The sequence below is a fragment of the Exiguobacterium oxidotolerans JCM 12280 genome, from assembly GCF_000702625.1.
Classification (GTDB): Bacteria; Bacillota; Bacilli; order Exiguobacteriales; family Exiguobacteriaceae; genus Exiguobacterium_A; species Exiguobacterium_A oxidotolerans.
On sequence record NZ_JNIS01000001.1, the window covers coordinates 1 to 14,989 of the forward strand.

Here is a 14,989-nt window from a genome sequence, read left to right on the forward strand (position 1 = left end):
AAACGCGACTTAATCACGACGCTCGTCGGCGTGCGCGGGACAATCACGATGGTCGGTGTGTTATCGCTGCCGTTTTTGACGGACGCCGGGATTGCGTTCCCGGAACGGTCGTTGATCATCTTCCTCGCAGCGGGCGTCATCATCTTTACGTTAGTGCTCGCGACAATTGCCTTACCGCTATTGAGTCCAAAAGGTGCGGTCAGCCAAACGGATCTTGACTTGAATGCCCAAAAACAACGAATGATGTTACGGGCGATTCAGGAAGTCAAACAAGCGACGAATTCCGATAATTCACCGGTCGCGTTTGATTTGCTGAACGAATACCATGTCATGTTGCGGTTGTTACGTGCCGAAGAGAAGAGCGAACAGGAGCTCAACGTCTACAACGAACAGTTAAAGGAACTGCGCCTTGAAGCCGTCGCGTGGGAAACGGAATTCGTCAAAGCGTTCTTTAAGAACCATGACGTGCCGGATTTACTGAAAAAAGAAACGGTTGCCTCGATTGAACACCGGCGCCGGGCGATTCATTCCGAATCGACGGTCCGGCTTTATCAGCCGTTACGGAAGTTGATGCGAAAACGTAAACGGTTCACGTTGTCACCGGATGAATTGATTCGTCTGACGGAGATGGAACATGCCCTTTATGAACATGTCATCGGCGACATCATCGACCGGCTCGAGACGTGCCGTGACAAGTATCCGACGGAAGTCGTTCAAAGCGTCAAAGGACATTACTTCCGCCTCCGCGGTAAACATACGCAGTGGGCGTCACCGGTCGGCAGTAAGGGCGACGTCGAACAGCAAAAAGAAGAACTGTGCTTACGGGCGATCGAAGTCCAGCGGCAAGAAATTGCCGAAATGTCGAAGGAAGGGGACCTTTCTTCGGAAAAAGAAAAAGAGTTACGCCGCTTCATCCACTACATCGAAAGCGTCGTTCTCTATGAATATGTCGATTAACTAAAAAAGTCCCGCCTCTGATGATTCAGAAGCGGGACTTTTTTTGCGCCAAGAGAGTGGTGTAATGCTCTTTCAGCCGTTTTAAAGCGCGCTCCGTCTTGAATCGCTTCCAAAGCGAAGAGCAATCGGTCGCGACCCTGTAGCACAGCTGCAGCGGGCGTGGAAGGTTGCCGCTTTGAAGACGAGGCGAGACAGGGAAGCGCAAACGGATTGTATCTCGACATAACAGGTTTACGCTGCTTAAACGTTTGTCTACATGATGAAAATCCCGCCTCTGTTGTTTCAGAAGCGGGATTTTTGGGTTTATCCGAGTGACAAATATTTGACTTCGAGGTAATCCTCGATGCCGTAGACGCCGCCTTCACGGCCGAGTCCACTTTCTTTGTAGCCGCCGAATGGTGCTTGGGCAGCAGACGGTGCGCCGTCATTCAAGCCGACGATGCCGTACTCGAGTTTTTTACCGAGCAGGAGCGCTTCATCGATTCGTTCAGAAAACGCATATGCGGCAAGTCCGTATGGTGTATTGTTTGCCCGTTCGATGACTTCGTCAAGTGTCTCGAAGACCGAGATTGGTGCGAGCGGACCAAATGTTTCTTCCTGCATACAAATCATGTCTTCCGTGACGTTCGCGAGAACTGTCGGTGTGACGAAGTAACCGACCGAGTCGTCGATTGTACCGCCTGTTAAGATCGTTGCACCTTTCGCAACCGCGTCGTCGATGTGTGCTTTGACTTTCTCGACGGCTTTTGCGTTAATCAAGGGTCCGATCGTTGAATCGGCGTCAAGACCGTTCCCGACTTTTAGTTTGTTCACTTCCGCGACGAACTTCTCCGTGAAGGCATCGAGCACAGAGGCTTGGACGTAAAAGCGGTTCGTTGCGACACAGGCCTGGCCACCGTTGCGGAATTTCGAGCGGATTGCTTGTGTCACGGCTTTATCGATGTCGGCGTTTTCCGTGACGATGAACGGTGCATGCCCCCCGAGTTCGAGTGATAGTTTTTTCATCGTATCGGCTGCTTGGCGCATGATCAATTTACCGACGGCAGTAGAGCCGGTGAACGTGATTTTGCGAACACGGCGTTCGGCTTGCCAAACACCGCTGATTGTTGCGGCGTCACCTGTCAAGACGTTGATGACACCAGCCGGAATGCCTGCTTCTTCAGCAAGTTCGACGAGGCGAAGGGCTGTAAAAGGAGTTTCTTCCGACGGTTTTAAGACGACCGTACAACCGGCTGCAAGAGCTGGGGCAAGTTTTCGTGTAATCATCGCAGCGGGGAAGTTCCACGGCGTGATCGCAGCGACGACGCCGACCGGTTCTTTTTCGACGAACAGGCGTTTACCCGGAACTGATGCCGGAATTGTTTCCCCGTATATCCGGCGTGCTTCTTCTGCATACCAGCGGACATATTGATTGCCGTAATCGACTTCACCGAGTGCTTCGACAAACGGTTTCCCTTGTTCGCGTGTCATGATGTCAGCGACTTCGTCCCGGTGTTCATTGATCAAGCGGTACCAGGCATCGATTTTATCGGCACGCGCATCCGCCGTTAAGCTTGACCAGGTGACGAAGGCATCGCTCGCCGCGTCGACTGCCCGCAACGCGTCATCTGCCGAACTGCTTGGGACATGCCCGAGTAATTCTTTTGTTGCCGGGTTAAAGACCGGAATCGTTTGTTCTGTTTCGTACCATTGTCCGTTCACTACATTTTTTTCAATCATGTGTTGCACCTCCGTGTGTTTTCATTACGTCCCTAATTAAACACCCGGAAAGTGCATTTGTGTACTTCCGCTTTGGAGGGGGGGCATAACGGAATGGAATGAGTGGAGGGAAGTAAGGTTTTAAATAATCGATTGACCCGTTTAATGAGGTTGCGACTTTTCATGTCCCATTAAATGGGTATGATTTAGATGGAAGGACAGGCGAGTCGTCCATTGGCGACTGGTGCCGGAACTTCAAACTGGTTCGTCTGGAAAGGGTGCAGAACAATGCAAACAGGATACAAGCTGTTGCTCGCAGCAACGATTGTCAGTTCTTCGATTGGATGGAGTCATCAAGTATCAGCACAAAACGATACATATCAAATCGTTTCTACGAGTTATCAACAGCCGCTCACGACAGTTGAGACGTATGTCGGAAGCAAACGAGTCGAGACAGTGCGTTATGCAATCGGCAGTGTCGATCATTTGAACGATGACTTAATGTACAGTGCTGAGACGGATCAGGTCGTCGATTTAAAAAATAGTAAAGGGACAGTCAAACCGGTCGCACCGGCCCCGATGCGGATTAAAAAATACAAAAATGCGTTTTACGCGATGAGTATCTCGGGCTTCAATCAATTTTCACTGACAAAATATTCGCTGGATTTCAAGAAAATCGGAACAACCAAGCGGTATACCGGATTCGGGAAAGAGTTAATCGTGACGGGTGGGAAATTGTACGTCTTAGCGGACCATATGAAGGGAAACGATTATGCCATCACACTACATACGTTTGATACCACATCTTTCAAGTCTCTTCATCAGAAGACGTTCAAGCAGTTACTACAGGCTGATCAAATCCGTCAGGACGGCTCACAGCTGAAAATTTACGGCATCTCTCCCGAAAACGATGAAAAATTGACGATTCTGTCTTATGACGTCAAGAAACAGCACGTGACGAAAACGATGACGACGAACCAGTACGTCAAGGGCGGGGTCGAGAAAACGCAAATCCTTTCAAAGGATACTGAATTAATCTTCAATCAGGACCGAATGTATGAAATCAATCATAAGACGAAACAAGTCCGTGTCTTATATGATGGTAAACATGATTTGGTCGACTATGCGTATGATGCCAAGACAAAAACGTATCATGTCCTCGAAGAAATCACGAAAACAGCCGAATTCCGGGTGAAGACATTGAACCGTCACTTTAAGCCGATTGCGGAATACCGCTTGAAAAAATCCGATAGTGTCAGACCGTTCCGTGTGTTGTGAAGAACGCGCTATCGGGAAATCAAGCGTCTGTTTTCGTTGCTTTCCTCGGGCGAGGCGCAAGCCGTTGCTCCTTGATCCTGACGGACAACGAGCAGGGTCTTGCCTGCCTCTGAAAGTGCGTTATAAACGCACTTTACCCCGTAGGAGTCAACGAAACGTGACGCTTTTTTAGTGAATACGATGAGGGAAATCCAGGATTGCCGCTTTGAAGACGAGGCGAGACAGGGAAGCGCAAACGAATTGCCTCTCGATATCGCATGTTCAAAGTTTGTCTACACACTGAAGAAACAAGTCCTGTGACTTGTTTCTTTTTTTAGCTTAGCAGACCGGTCAGTCGCTCACCCCGAAGACGGTATGTCTCAAAGTGAAGTTGCAGCGAATTGTACAGTTCTGAATCTTGTCCTGCTTCCTGCATTAAATGTGTCGTCTGTTCGACGAAATGTAAATTGAAGCAGCCCGAGAGCCACAGCAACGAAGCCAGTCGCGCATTATCTTTCGGCACGAGCACGGTTGGGGAGTTGTAGTGGGCCAGTAATGATTTAGCGAGATGACCGGACACATCATGCGATTCAATACTCTCCGTCCGGGCATACCATTTGATCAGCCAGGCTAAATCTTGCACGCGGTCCGTTGCGCCGATATGTTCATGGTCGACAATTCCGACGATTTTTTGATTCGGATTCCATAAGAAGTTGAGCGAATTCAAGTCGGTCGAGATGACCGGTTGAGTAGAAAAATGGTTTCTATGTTTCGCAACGTCAATATGTTGGTGCGCAAGACTCAGATACTCCTGAAACGAATCCCGGACTGATTCCGGCATCGATGAAAACGAAAGCTCTTGCAAATCATGGAACCAACGCTGATAGGCCACCGTATGGTCGACGAATGGAAAGTGAAACGCCTGATAGTTGCGTGACAAATCATGCAATTGACGGGCTAGTGTTCCAATTTGAGCAGCGGAATGCATCGTATTAGCTGTCACATGGTGTCCGGCCATCCAGTGAAACAGACAACATGTCCACTTCTGTCCGGTCGGATCCTGGACTGTCGTGAAAAGCCCCTCATGTATCGGTTGTACGCGTTTCATGAACGGGATGCCATTTGCCCGCAGATAGTCGCTATATCGTAACTGTTCCGTAAGTAGATCCGGTGTGGATCGGGACAAGGCGGATTCGGCATAACGCTTTTCCGGTAACAGGCGAATCGAATAGAAAAGTCCATCAATCGAGATTTTGTAGTGTTTATCGCCATGTTTGCCATGTGTCGTTAATGAGTTAGGGGCGACTTTCAATGAGTGAAACATGAGACCGAAACTTTTGACTGCCTGTTCGATCAAGGGGTAATCGCTTTTTGGATACATACATGCTTAGTCCTTTCTGCGGACAATTGGTGCAGATGTGGAATGTTCATCGGAAAGATGAAACGATGCCGGTTGCGTTCCATCTTGATCTGTAAAGCCGTAGTCGCGTGCGAGGTCCGAGACGAATAAGGCTTGGCTGGTCCGTTGCAGGATATCCGGGTCCTGGGCAAGTGCGACGACTGCCCGTCCGACGTAAGCGGTGGTTTCGGTTGCATCACTGCTGAATCCTGCGTCCACGACCCGTTCCGTCCGCATGAAACCGGGACACAGCGCAATAACAGCGATGTGACTCTCCCGAAGTTCCTGCCCCATGACAAACGTCGTCCGGTTGATCGACTGCATCGCCAAATCATAATACAAGTTGCCCGCCGCTTGATTCGGACTGAACGACGTCAAATTGACGATCAATGCAGCCGGACTTTGTTCAAGCAACGGAACAGCCGCCCGTGTCGTCAGCAGATAGGCTTTCGGTCCGGCGACCATCATCGCGTCCCAGTGCTCCGGCGGTCGTTCCCAAAACCGCTTGCCCTGTCCGGAAGGAAGCGAGGCTTCCGAACCGCCGAACACACTGTTGACGAGCAAATCAATCCGACCGTGCTGATCGTGAATCTGTTGAAACAATCGGGCGACATCATCCGGATCCGTATGGTCGCAGCGGACCGAAATGCCAATACCACCACGAGCCGTGACACCGGCGGCCGTCTCTTCAATCGTTTCCGGACGATTGTCGGTCGTCCCGTTCTGTGTACTGCGCCCGGTCACATAAACCGTTGCCCCGGCTTGTCCGAGTTCGTAAGCAATCCCGCGTCCGGCGCCGCGTGACGCACCGGTGACGACTGCGATTTTTCCAATCCATGCTGTCATGAAGTCCTCCAATCGAATATGTAATACATCAAACAGGGACTCTCCATGACGCTCGGAAGTCCCTGTTGCTTCGTTGTCCTTAAAACCCTTTAATCGTCATCCCACCGTCGACAAACAATGTCTGACCGGTGATGTATGATCCGGCGTCCGACGCAAGAAAGACGGTCGGACCGACGAGTTCCGTCAGTTCACCGACCCGTCCGAGCGGTGTCACGTCGACGATGTCCTTTAAGTAGGCGGGATCCGCCAGTAACGGTTCCGTCAGCGGCGTCTTGAAATACCACGGACCAATCGCATTGACGCGGATATTTTTCGGACCCCATTCGAGGGCGAGGACTTTCGTCATCTGAATCAAGGCCGCCTTCGTCGTCGCATAGACGACACCGGTCCGTAAAGCGACGTGACCTGCGACCGAGGCGATGTTAATGATGTTGCCACCCGTGTCCTGCATCCGGCGTCCGACTTCCTGTGAAAACAGGAAGGCCGACTTCAAGTTCGTCTGTTGAATCGTCTCCCATTCGTCTTCCGTGACGTCGAGCGCTTTCGAGCGGATGTTCATCCCGGCGTTGTTGACAAGCGTATCAATCCGGTCGACGAACGTATAGGCTTTTTCGACCGTCGCGATGACTTGCGTGCGGTCCGTCACGTCACACGTCAGGACAAACGCCTGTCGACCGAGTGCTTCAATCCGGCTTGCCGTCTCTTGTAAATCAGCTTCCGTCCGGGCGACGAGGATGACGTCAGCACCAGCTTCTGCCATCCCGATGGCAAGTGCCCGTCCGATGCCGCGTCCGGCTCCGGTCACGAGGGCAGTTGTTTGATCAAGTCGAAATGTCGGTAAGTACATCTAGCCACATCCTATCTTAAAAAAGTCTGTCTTTACTGTACGTCTAAATTGACTGAAAAGAAAGAAAAATGCTGTAAGCACTTAATTTTAATGTTATTATTTGGGAAAAAAGGAGGGGTGAGATGAAACGGAAAGTAGGGATAGCTATTTTGGTCGTTTGTTTTTTAGCAGCCTCTTTTCAAGTCTTCGGTCAGTATCTCTACACGACATATATTCATGAACCGGCTGACTATGCGTTTAAGTACGACATCAAACCACGTAAGCCACTCGGCTCACCAGATTTGAGGGGGAAACCTTTTCCCGCTGGTCCGATGCCTCATTTCGTTGATGTGACATTTCCGAAAGCACTCGCTTCAGTCGGCGCCATCGTGACGATCGGGCTGTTGATTTTACTGGCGTCTGTGTTGAAGAGGAAACGGAACAAACGAACGGAAAAACAAAGTGGTGAGACCTCTTTTGAAGAGGAACTGAACATCCTACCAAAACTGTCAACGTCGCCGAGTAATGATACACATTCTTACCAATCAAACAATGCCTCTGAAATCCGTCGATTGATTCAGATGTTTGACCAGCAGCTTCCCGCTACATCTAGGCGTCGACCGGAAGAGACGATGAAGGAATGGTTAGAGCGGATCGGGCTGACAGTTGATCCGGTGCTCTATCATCTCGTACGGTACGGGGAACAGGATGAGACATTATTTAAACAGGCAGACGTCGATATACTACGGCAACAGTTGCGGCGTCATCCAGGAAATTAACGCACGGTACTGTGCGTGGTGACAGCTTATTATGGTAGGAGGCAGACAAATGGTGAAGCAACGATGGGTAGGTCTTGTTTTGGTAGTCGTTCTTGTCGGATGTGGAAAAAGTTATCCGATTGAACAAGCAATCGAAAATGGTGATATTGTAACGACGCCAAGTCGTGAGAATGTGGAGCGGTTCCAGACATTTTTGAATCAAGTCGATCAAAAAGGCGAGGACAGCATCCGGATCACTTCCTATACGACAGAAGGTGACCCGATTTTTCAGGACGTCACGTATGACGGAAAACAGTTCAGTTATTCACTCGACTCGTCGCAGGATGAGTTCGGGAACGAGGCGGACGACCGGGACGGGGAAAGCTGTCAGACGTTGAAAAAAGACCAAACAGACGAAACGCACGTCTATCTGTTGACGGATTGTGCCGAAGGAGAAGATCATCCGTTACTCGAAGCGACAGCAGCAGAGCTTGAATAATGAATCAGCCTTCCGGAATCGCTTCATACAAGTACGCTTGATTTTTTTCAAAAATGTAGAGAATACCAGTCGTGTCGCCCCGGTACAGTTTCGTTCCTGCCGACCAGTCTGTCGCCATCCCTTCTGCTAAGGGCTCGTCTGCGGTCGCTTGTTTCGTGACGGTCGCAAACGATTTGACGTCTGCCTGTGTAAGCGTCACGGGTGCACCGGATAGCCGGTAAACACGATCCTTGATTCGGATTAAGTCGGCATCTTTGTTTTGACGGGCTTCTGCTGCGATTGTATCAGTCGTCGAAACACGTGTCGTATCGTCGGAACAGCCGCTTAACGGGAGGAGACTGGCAGCGAGGGCAAGTGAAAGGATACGTTTCATAAAGTGATACCTCGTTTCTTCAGGGTGGGTGATTGATCGAACACTTTATATATATCGTTACTTACGATATAATCGGTTTGTACGATATATGTAAGGGGGATAACGATGACGATTCATAAAGATTTTGCTAGACTCTATTACCATCTTCATCCGCAATGGAAAGAAAATTTGTCACATCAAAGCGTTCGTATTTTGCAGATGATCCAGATGACGGCACCGATTACGGTTAAACAGGTCGCTGAAAAATTTGCCCTTTCACCGAATACGGCGTCGGAACATATTAAAAAGCTGGAACAACTCGGTTACATCGAAAAAAATCGTTCTTCTGACGATCAACGGGTGGTTCATGTGAGTTTAACGAATGAAGGGTTACACGCAGTTCGGACACATACAGAACTTGACGTCGATCGTGTCGCGCACGTACTCCATCAGTTATCGGCTGACGATCAACAGTCGATTCAGCAGGCATTTCGGTTACTTCGGGAGGCGGCAGATGACTGCTTTTCTGATTAAGGTGTTTTCAAGCGCAGTCGTCATCGGAATCGTGACAGAAGTGGCACGCCGTTCGGTGACATACGGTGGTGTGATTGCGGCACTTCCGATCGTCAGCCTACTCAGTATGATTTGGCTAGTTCAACAAGGGCAATCTAAAACGGAAGTGACGATGTTCGTTAAAAGTGTACTCTATGGTTTGCCGGCAACATTTTTTCTGGTGCTGATTTTATACATATTACTCAATCAAGGGGTGTCCATATTCATCAGTGTGTTACTGGCGAGTGGATGTTGGTGGATTTTTTGGACGATCCAGCAGCAAGTCGGATTTTTTATTGGCCGATTCTAAAATAACCGTCACAGAACAGGAGCGAAACGATGTCTCAAAAAGAAGATGCTTTTTTTTATCCCGCAACATAAATTCAGTCACATTCGGATGCAAGAATTGCCGTTCAAACGCGTCACATTTGAAAATCTGACTGCCCGGCAACTGGAGCAGATCCTGCGGACGCAACTGTTTACCCGTTTCAGCGGTCCCGTGTTCGTGACCGACTACACGACGTTTGAACAGGAAATTACGCCGGATGCGTTGCCTGACTTACATACGTTGCACCAGTCGATGTTGCCACTCGGCTGTTACACGGAAGACGGACTGCAATTTCTCTACAATCCTTACATGCGGTCGTATTGGACGTCGGAGCCGGCGGGCGAACGGCTTGAAGGAACGATGGGGAATAGACAAACAGTGGTCGAGGACTTTTATTTCAGTCAAGGCGCTGAATTCCTGAGTCCCGATTCAATTGATTTGCAAGTGGAAGAAACATACGGAATCGATCCGGAAGCAAACTGGGTGACGATTGATTTGCCATATGCCGTCGATGGTGTCCCGTCCGCCTTACCGCAATTGGTGAAGGAACTAAAGATGCAGGAATTCGTCATCTCGTGCAGTAAAGCAAATCAGCGTCAGTATGAACGGTTTATCCAAAGTTACGGCGTGTCCTATACACTCATTCCGCGTCCGACAAAACGGTGGTTTCGAAAAGGGTACAAATTGAAGCATCACGATATGGAAATCAATCTCCGTGACGCTTCTGAGCAGATGATTTCTGATTTTCTTCATTTGATTGAGTCTCCGTTTTTTCAGGAGTTGTGTCATTTCAAGAAAACGGTCGCAGGTCGGCGCGTATTCTTGTTCTTCAACAACATGCGCGTCGAGTTCGAGCAGGCGTTACTGTGTGTAGATACAAGCAAAGAGCGGAACTCAAGTGCCGTCACGCCTGATTAATTCGCGTCAAGGTGTCTTTCGGTATTTCTGTCATATATACGTTCAAAACGACTCAATCAATCGTTGCATCGTGTCCGAAAACGAGCGGACAGGTGTGTAGCCGAGCGTCTTGATTTTATCCGTTGTATAGAGGGGACGTTCGACCGGTCGGTCCGGCATCTGATAAGGTTTACCGGACGCCTTTATCAGTTGCATCCGAAATTCGGTCTCCGGGATGTTGGCGTCGACCGCATGATAGACGTCTCCCGGTGTTGCGCGCCGGACGGCAAGGTGAACCATCTCTGCCAGATTATCGGCGTGGACCCAGTTGACGACATCATCCGGATGGACCCACGTGACGACTTCTGTTTCCTGCATCCGTTTGACTTGCCGGTCGCCCCAGTAAGAGTTTTCTTCGGCGCAGATCGCACCGGGACGGAGGATGATGACGTCAAGCCCGTCAGCCGCATACCGTTGTAAAATCCGTTCCGACCGCACTTTCGTTTGAATGTACGGTGCGTGATGATCGTCGCTCAGTGGCGTCGCTTCCGTTATGAGACCGCCCGCCGGTTCGCCGTAAACGGAAGTCGTCGAGATGTGGAGGAACAAGGCGCACGCGTCAAGCGCGGCAGCCGCGAGGTGTTCGACTCCGGTGACGTTCGCTGCTACGGCAAGTTTGATGTCGTCGCCGAGATAAGCAGCACAGTGGACGACGATGTCGATGTCCTGCATCGCTGTTTCAAGCGCTGCGGCGTCCGTCAAGTCACCGAACGCGGGCGTGATCCCGAGTTGTTTGCAACGGTCGGCTTGTCCTTCGCTTCGAACGAGTCCGCGGACTTCAATTGCTTCTTCTATAAAACGGCGGGCGACCCGTGGGCCAAGTGTCCCGCTGATCCCGGTGACGAGAATCCGTTTTCCTTTGATATCCATGAAAATGACCTTCTTTCTATCGTTAATTGCCGTGCTCAATCGTTTCGACAACCGGCTCCTGATCCTTCCTGAATTCGAATCGGATGACGTCATCTTTCGTTAAGGCAGATTGGTTGTCCCGCTCGCCATAAATCCGTGTCTTCCGGTCAACCGTGACTTCCGTCAACGCATAGGAGGCGTCCGGGTCCTGTTCGTCCGGTCCTAAAGAGATCTGGTCTCCTTGTATGTCGACGATGACATAGGCGTCGTCTGCCGAACAGGCGCATAAAACGAATGACGTCAGGCAACTGACCAATAAGAACCGGATTTTGTATCTCATGGATTCCACCTACACTTTCTTCATATATTAATTGGCATCACGATAAATTTTGCTCCGTATGGATAGGACGCTCACTACAGGAGGAGACAGATGAGTCGATTCGTAAAAGGGATGTTATTCGGTTTTGGATTAATTCTCGGAACTACTATAATACTCGGAGTTTTCTTCATCCGGTCGATGCAACCAGACGCGGAGCAAGAAAAAATCGTCAAACGCCAAGCAGAAGCTTATCTAGAACAACATTATGAAGAGGCCGAAGTTGTAGACGTCTACTTTGATAACATGGGGAATCATGTAGCATTTGATTACGCGGCGCAAGTCATCGATCGCAAAACAGGCATTGAGTTTTTAGTCTATCTCGATCAGTCGACAAACAAAGTTGTGGATACCTATTACGTAGAACAGTGGACAGCCGACGTGGTCGCGGTCATCCAGCCGTCAGTTGGAGCGGTGTTCGGGAACGATGCTGATTATCTTGTCCATTTTGATGAAGAAAGCGTGATGGCGTTAAATCTTCAGCCGGGTGCCGAGGTGGATTATCGTGATACGAAACTTCAACCGACAATCAGGATCACCCTTCACCGAAAGCAACAAACGACTGACAAAAAGCGCTTAAACAACTTGAGTACAACACTGCAGTCAAACAACTACCTCTCGCATGGCAAAATTCAAGTCGAATATGTGGATGAAGATGGTGAGGTATTTGAAGGTGGGGAAGAATTGCAAGCAGTGTTTTAAAACATTACTTCAAAACAGTCCAGGCATCATACGTTTCTGCCTCAATCCCTAACTGCGCCGACCGGATCCAGTCAAAGGCTTTGAGGACGAGCGGTGATGCATTGTCAGGCGTCACGTCCTGTTCCGAGACCCAGACAGCCCCGAGCGAATCCTGTCCGTCGAATTGCTCCGGAACAGTAATGGCACCGCCGATTGCCTTGACGGTGTAGTAGACGGCGATGTGGTGGACGTCGGTGAAACTTCGCCAAAGCCACGGCAGTTTAAAGTCAATCACGCCGATGTTTTGGAGGATTTCGATTTCGAGCCCCGTCTCCTCGCGGAACTCGCGACGCATCGCATCGGCTAACACTTCGCCCGCTTCGAGGCTGCCTCCCGGGAGATCATAGCGATTAATGTACGGACCGCCATTTTTGTTGATGACTAATAATTGATGGTCTTTTACGAGCAGGCCATAGACGCCAAATGCGCGATGGCAGGTAGTTACTGACATATGTAACGACTCCTTTTCAGTTGATAGTATGCTGCAAGAGGGTGATCAAGGATTGGAACAGACCTATAAGATAGTCGGTTCCCAAGAACAGGATCCAGACGGCAAGCGGTATTTCAAGACTCATCAATGCCTGCGTCCATCGGTACGTCGCTTGTCTTCTTCGTAAATAACAATCAACCGTAAAGAACAGGACGGCAGCGATCACGCTGAGGAAAGCGATAAGTGGGTTGATGCTAAGAAAAACGAGACCAAACGACACATGGAGTATGCCGGAAAGAACGACTTCTTTTGCATTCTTTGTTTGATTACGGTAGATGAATCGGCTGAGTGTCTCACTCAAAATCGATGTCGTCACACCATAAAGGAAGATGACCGGAAAGCTGTACATCAAATAAGCAGGAATACTGATGATCACGGTAGAGAAATAGCGCAGGATTGAATAACCGATATCAGCACTCGGATCCGGAACGAACAGTCCAAGTACGATTGCATATAGTGAGCCTGTAAGCGATCCGGCAATGATTTTGCGGTAAAAAACTGGAATCACGTCCATTTCTTGAGGCTATGTGTATTCAAATGAATGAATGTCCGAGTATACTAGCGATATAGGAGGTTGATGCAAATTGAAGAAAAATTATACAGTCATGTTTCTCCTGCTGTATGCTGCCGCTATCATGGGGGGACTTGGACTGAGTAACCTGTTTGACGCCGCGATGCTCGTCGGTGCTGGTTTAGGGACTCTTTTCCTAGTGTGTGCGATAGTATTTGTCGGAAAAAAGCAAAAGTCATCGAAGACACAGTAATATCTAGTGCTGTGTCTTTTTTGTTAGCAAACGGGATGTCACAACAGCCACGGACTAAATCAGTCGCTTTTCGTTTAGTGAACATGAATGTTCCTGATTTAAGCGAGGATGAGGAACGGCATTCTATATGATTATAATTAGAAAATATCGGAATAGGAAGGAATAATTGGATTTTTTAACGAGGGATAATGTACTTAAGGAAAAAGCGAGATGATGCTGAACGGAGGATACTAGATGTTTACAAGAATCGAAAACCGACAACAAAACCGCCTGGCGACAAACGTAACGATTACCGGAATGCTCCTTTTTATAATCACGCAGTGGTTTTCTGTCCTGTACGTGACGATGTTCGTCCTGTACGTGTTCAGTTTCCGGAACACGTCGAAAGATCCGTTGTCTAAAACCATCGCCGTCAATACAACGGGGCTCCTGTTACTGTGGCTGCTCGTGTTTTTGTTGCAACAATTCTTGAGATGAGGAGGGGAAAAGATGAACGTCCAATTATCGAGCTGTACCGTGAAAGACACAGAAGCACTATATGCCTTTGAAATCGATAACCGTCTCTTTTTTGAACAATCAATCCCTTCACGGGGCGACGCCTATTATTTGCCGGAGACGTTTAAGGAACGGCACGCGGCGCTCCTGCAGGAACAGCAAGACGGCAGTTCGTTCTTTTACCTGATCAAGGACGAAGCCGGAACGATTCTCGGGCGGATCAATCTGGTCGACCGGAATCAAATCGAAAAAACTGCTCAACTCGGCTACCGGATTGGACAAGTCCATGCGGGAAAAGGAATCGCAAAAGAAGCCGTCCGCTTGCTACTTGGACAATGCCGGGAATACGACATTGATGAAGTCGAGGCCAAAACGACGGATGCAAACATCGCTTCGCAAAAAATCTTGACGCACAACGGATTTAAGCGCGTAGACAAGAAAGAAGAAGTGGCGTTCAACGGTCAACGGATACAGTTGATGCATTACAGCTGGAGACGGTAAGGTGTTTTTAGCGAATTTCCCCATTGAGCGGAGTCATTTTTTAGGGGGAGTAAGCGGTCGCTTTCGTTGCAACTGATAAGATATCCAAAAATAACAGAAAGCCGATGACCCGGCAAGCAAAATGGCGAGCAACAAAAAATAGAGGTCGCTTAATGTATAGTTGCCCTCATGGTTGGACAGCAGGAGGACGAGAGCAATGAAACTGCCGGACAAACCATAGAGAACAGCTGATATGAAAAAAGTGTTCCGACTAGTCGGGAAGAACGAAAGGATTCGTTTTATAAGTAAGCCAACCATAAGTCCTGAAATTAAAATTATTGGAAACGAATAAACGGTGTAGATTA

Annotated in this window: 19 protein-coding genes and 1 pseudogene; 11 read left to right on the forward strand and 9 right to left on the reverse strand. The window is 49.1% G+C overall.

All coding sequences use genetic code 11. From position 1 onward, the window contains the following. Window positions 1–957: pseudogene (locus tag P403_RS16550) on the forward strand (sodium:proton antiporter); the annotation flags it as partial. A gap of 303 nt (window positions 958–1,260) precedes the next feature. Here P403_RS16550 and P403_RS0100010 read toward each other — a convergent pair. Further along, entirely contained in the window at window positions 1,261–2,676 is a 1,416-nt protein-coding gene (locus tag P403_RS0100010) for an NAD-dependent succinate-semialdehyde dehydrogenase (protein ID WP_029329917.1), read from the reverse strand. A gap of 189 nt (window positions 2,677–2,865) precedes the next feature. On the opposite strand from P403_RS0100010, the gene P403_RS0100015 reads away from it, so the two are divergent. Continuing rightward, a complete protein-coding gene (locus tag P403_RS0100015; RefSeq protein WP_235195142.1) occupies window positions 2,866–3,933 on the forward strand; it encodes a hypothetical protein in 1,068 nt (355 codons plus the stop codon). 313 nt (window positions 3,934–4,246) lie between these two features. On the opposite strand, the gene P403_RS0100020 is transcribed toward P403_RS0100015, so the two are convergent. From P403_RS0100020 to P403_RS0100030, 3 genes are all read right to left on the reverse strand, one after another. Continuing rightward, window positions 4,247–5,293, reverse strand: coding sequence for a phosphotransferase (locus tag P403_RS0100020; RefSeq protein ID WP_029329922.1), 1,047 nt, complete (start codon window positions 5,291–5,293; stop codon window positions 4,247–4,249). 6 nt (window positions 5,294–5,299) lie between these two features. Then, window positions 5,300–6,157 (reverse strand): SDR family NAD(P)-dependent oxidoreductase, encoded by an 858-nt coding sequence (locus P403_RS0100025; protein ID WP_051667247.1) that lies wholly within the window; start codon window positions 6,155–6,157, stop codon window positions 5,300–5,302. Window positions 6,158–6,236: 79 nt separating this feature from the next. Next, window positions 6,237–7,004, reverse strand: coding sequence for an SDR family NAD(P)-dependent oxidoreductase (locus P403_RS0100030; protein WP_029329925.1), 768 nt, complete (start codon window positions 7,002–7,004; stop codon window positions 6,237–6,239). Window positions 7,005–7,126: 122 nt separating this feature from the next. Here P403_RS0100030 and P403_RS0100035 point away from each other — a divergent pair, with 122 nt between their 5' ends. Both P403_RS0100035 and P403_RS0100040 read left to right on the forward strand, forming a co-directional pair. Further along, complete coding sequence (locus P403_RS0100035; protein ID WP_029329926.1) at window positions 7,127–7,762, forward strand: hypothetical protein; 636 nt, start codon at window positions 7,127–7,129, stop codon at window positions 7,760–7,762. Between the two features lie 49 nt (window positions 7,763–7,811). Then, on the forward strand, window positions 7,812–8,240 hold the full coding sequence (locus tag P403_RS0100040) for a DUF4362 domain-containing protein (RefSeq protein ID WP_029329928.1): 429 nt from the start codon (window positions 7,812–7,814) through the stop codon (window positions 8,238–8,240). 4 nt (window positions 8,241–8,244) lie between these two features. Here P403_RS0100040 and P403_RS0100045 read toward each other — a convergent pair whose 3' ends face one another. Beyond that, window positions 8,245–8,613 (reverse strand): hypothetical protein, encoded by a 369-nt coding sequence (locus P403_RS0100045; protein ID WP_029329929.1) that lies wholly within the window; start codon window positions 8,611–8,613, stop codon window positions 8,245–8,247. A 105-nt stretch (window positions 8,614–8,718) separates the two neighbouring features. Between P403_RS0100045 and P403_RS0100050 the strand changes: the two genes are divergently transcribed. From P403_RS0100050 to P403_RS0100060, 3 genes are read left to right on the forward strand one after another with little or no spacing between them, the layout of a single operon-like run. Continuing rightward, entirely contained in the window at window positions 8,719–9,126 is a 408-nt protein-coding gene (locus P403_RS0100050) for a MarR family winged helix-turn-helix transcriptional regulator (RefSeq protein WP_029329931.1), read from the forward strand. Beyond that, window positions 9,107–9,454, forward strand: coding sequence for a DUF3147 family protein (locus P403_RS0100055; RefSeq protein ID WP_029329933.1), 348 nt, complete (start codon window positions 9,107–9,109; stop codon window positions 9,452–9,454). The genes P403_RS0100050 and P403_RS0100055 overlap by 20 nt, the downstream gene beginning before the upstream one ends. Before the next feature lie 45 nt (window positions 9,455–9,499). Next, window positions 9,500–10,390, forward strand: coding sequence for a hypothetical protein (locus P403_RS0100060; RefSeq protein WP_029329934.1), 891 nt, complete (start codon window positions 9,500–9,502; stop codon window positions 10,388–10,390). Between the two features lie 42 nt (window positions 10,391–10,432). Here P403_RS0100060 and P403_RS0100065 read toward each other — a convergent pair whose 3' ends face one another. Both P403_RS0100065 and P403_RS0100070 read right to left on the reverse strand, forming a co-directional pair. Then, the gene (locus P403_RS0100065; RefSeq protein ID WP_029329935.1) at window positions 10,433–11,299 is read right to left on the reverse strand and encodes an NAD-dependent epimerase/dehydratase family protein; all 867 of its coding nucleotides are present in this window, start codon (window positions 11,297–11,299) and stop codon (window positions 10,433–10,435) included. 22 nt (window positions 11,300–11,321) lie between these two features. Then, window positions 11,322–11,618, reverse strand: coding sequence for a hypothetical protein (locus P403_RS0100070; RefSeq protein WP_029329937.1), 297 nt, complete (start codon window positions 11,616–11,618; stop codon window positions 11,322–11,324). A gap of 90 nt (window positions 11,619–11,708) precedes the next feature. On the opposite strand from P403_RS0100070, the gene P403_RS0100075 reads away from it, so the two are divergent. Beyond that, on the forward strand, window positions 11,709–12,356 hold the full coding sequence (locus tag P403_RS0100075) for a hypothetical protein (RefSeq protein ID WP_051667249.1): 648 nt from the start codon (window positions 11,709–11,711) through the stop codon (window positions 12,354–12,356). 4 nt (window positions 12,357–12,360) lie between these two features. On the opposite strand, the gene P403_RS0100080 is transcribed toward P403_RS0100075, so the two are convergent. After that, entirely contained in the window at window positions 12,361–12,846 is a 486-nt protein-coding gene (locus P403_RS0100080; protein WP_029329941.1) for an NUDIX hydrolase, read from the reverse strand. A 16-nt stretch (window positions 12,847–12,862) separates the two neighbouring features. Continuing rightward, a complete protein-coding gene (locus P403_RS0100085) occupies window positions 12,863–13,393 on the reverse strand; it encodes a hypothetical protein (protein ID WP_235195143.1) in 531 nt (176 codons plus the stop codon). Window positions 13,394–13,469: 76 nt separating this feature from the next. Here P403_RS0100085 and P403_RS0100090 point away from each other — a divergent pair, with 76 nt between their 5' ends. The 3 genes from P403_RS0100090 to P403_RS0100100 all read left to right on the forward strand — a co-directional run bounded on the left by P403_RS0100090 (window position 13,470) and on the right by P403_RS0100100 (window position 14,645). Then, a complete protein-coding gene (locus tag P403_RS0100090) occupies window positions 13,470–13,649 on the forward strand; it encodes a hypothetical protein (protein WP_029329944.1) in 180 nt (59 codons plus the stop codon). Between the two features lie 234 nt (window positions 13,650–13,883). After that, window positions 13,884–14,126 (forward strand): hypothetical protein, encoded by a 243-nt coding sequence (locus P403_RS0100095; protein WP_029329945.1) that lies wholly within the window; start codon window positions 13,884–13,886, stop codon window positions 14,124–14,126. A gap of 12 nt (window positions 14,127–14,138) precedes the next feature. Then, window positions 14,139–14,645, forward strand: a complete 507-nt coding sequence (locus tag P403_RS0100100; RefSeq protein ID WP_029329950.1) for a GNAT family N-acetyltransferase — start codon at window positions 14,139–14,141, stop codon at window positions 14,643–14,645. The last annotated feature ends 344 nt before the right edge of the window (window positions 14,646–14,989 follow it).

Coding starts and splice junctions, on each gene's coding strand:
- P403_RS0100010 (WP_029329917.1), bottom strand. CDS start 2,676: ATGATTGAAAAAAATGTAGTGAACGGACAATGGTACGAAACAGAACAA.
- P403_RS0100015 (WP_235195142.1), top strand. CDS start 2,866: ATGGAAGGACAGGCGAGTCGTCCATTGGCGACTGGTGCCGGAACTTCA.
- P403_RS0100020 (WP_029329922.1), bottom strand. CDS start 5,293: ATGTATCCAAAAAGCGATTACCCCTTGATCGAACAGGCAGTCAAAAGT.
- P403_RS0100025 (WP_051667247.1), bottom strand. CDS start 6,157: ATGACAGCATGGATTGGAAAAATCGCAGTCGTCACCGGTGCGTCACGC.
- P403_RS0100030 (WP_029329925.1), bottom strand. CDS start 7,004: ATGTACTTACCGACATTTCGACTTGATCAAACAACTGCCCTCGTGACC.
- P403_RS0100035 (WP_029329926.1), top strand. CDS start 7,127: ATGAAACGGAAAGTAGGGATAGCTATTTTGGTCGTTTGTTTTTTAGCA.
- P403_RS0100040 (WP_029329928.1), top strand. CDS start 7,812: ATGGTGAAGCAACGATGGGTAGGTCTTGTTTTGGTAGTCGTTCTTGTC.
- P403_RS0100045 (WP_029329929.1), bottom strand. CDS start 8,613: ATGAAACGTATCCTTTCACTTGCCCTCGCTGCCAGTCTCCTCCCGTTA.
- P403_RS0100050 (WP_029329931.1), top strand. CDS start 8,719: ATGACGATTCATAAAGATTTTGCTAGACTCTATTACCATCTTCATCCG.
- P403_RS0100055 (WP_029329933.1), top strand. CDS start 9,107: ATGACTGCTTTTCTGATTAAGGTGTTTTCAAGCGCAGTCGTCATCGGA.
- P403_RS0100060 (WP_029329934.1), top strand. CDS start 9,500: ATGCTTTTTTTTATCCCGCAACATAAATTCAGTCACATTCGGATGCAA.
- P403_RS0100065 (WP_029329935.1), bottom strand. CDS start 11,299: ATGGATATCAAAGGAAAACGGATTCTCGTCACCGGGATCAGCGGGACA.
- P403_RS0100070 (WP_029329937.1), bottom strand. CDS start 11,618: ATGAGATACAAAATCCGGTTCTTATTGGTCAGTTGCCTGACGTCATTC.
- P403_RS0100075 (WP_051667249.1), top strand. CDS start 11,709: ATGAGTCGATTCGTAAAAGGGATGTTATTCGGTTTTGGATTAATTCTC.
- P403_RS0100080 (WP_029329941.1), bottom strand. CDS start 12,846: ATGTCAGTAACTACCTGCCATCGCGCATTTGGCGTCTATGGCCTGCTC.
- P403_RS0100095 (WP_029329945.1), top strand. CDS start 13,884: ATGTTTACAAGAATCGAAAACCGACAACAAAACCGCCTGGCGACAAAC.
- P403_RS0100100 (WP_029329950.1), top strand. CDS start 14,139: ATGAACGTCCAATTATCGAGCTGTACCGTGAAAGACACAGAAGCACTA.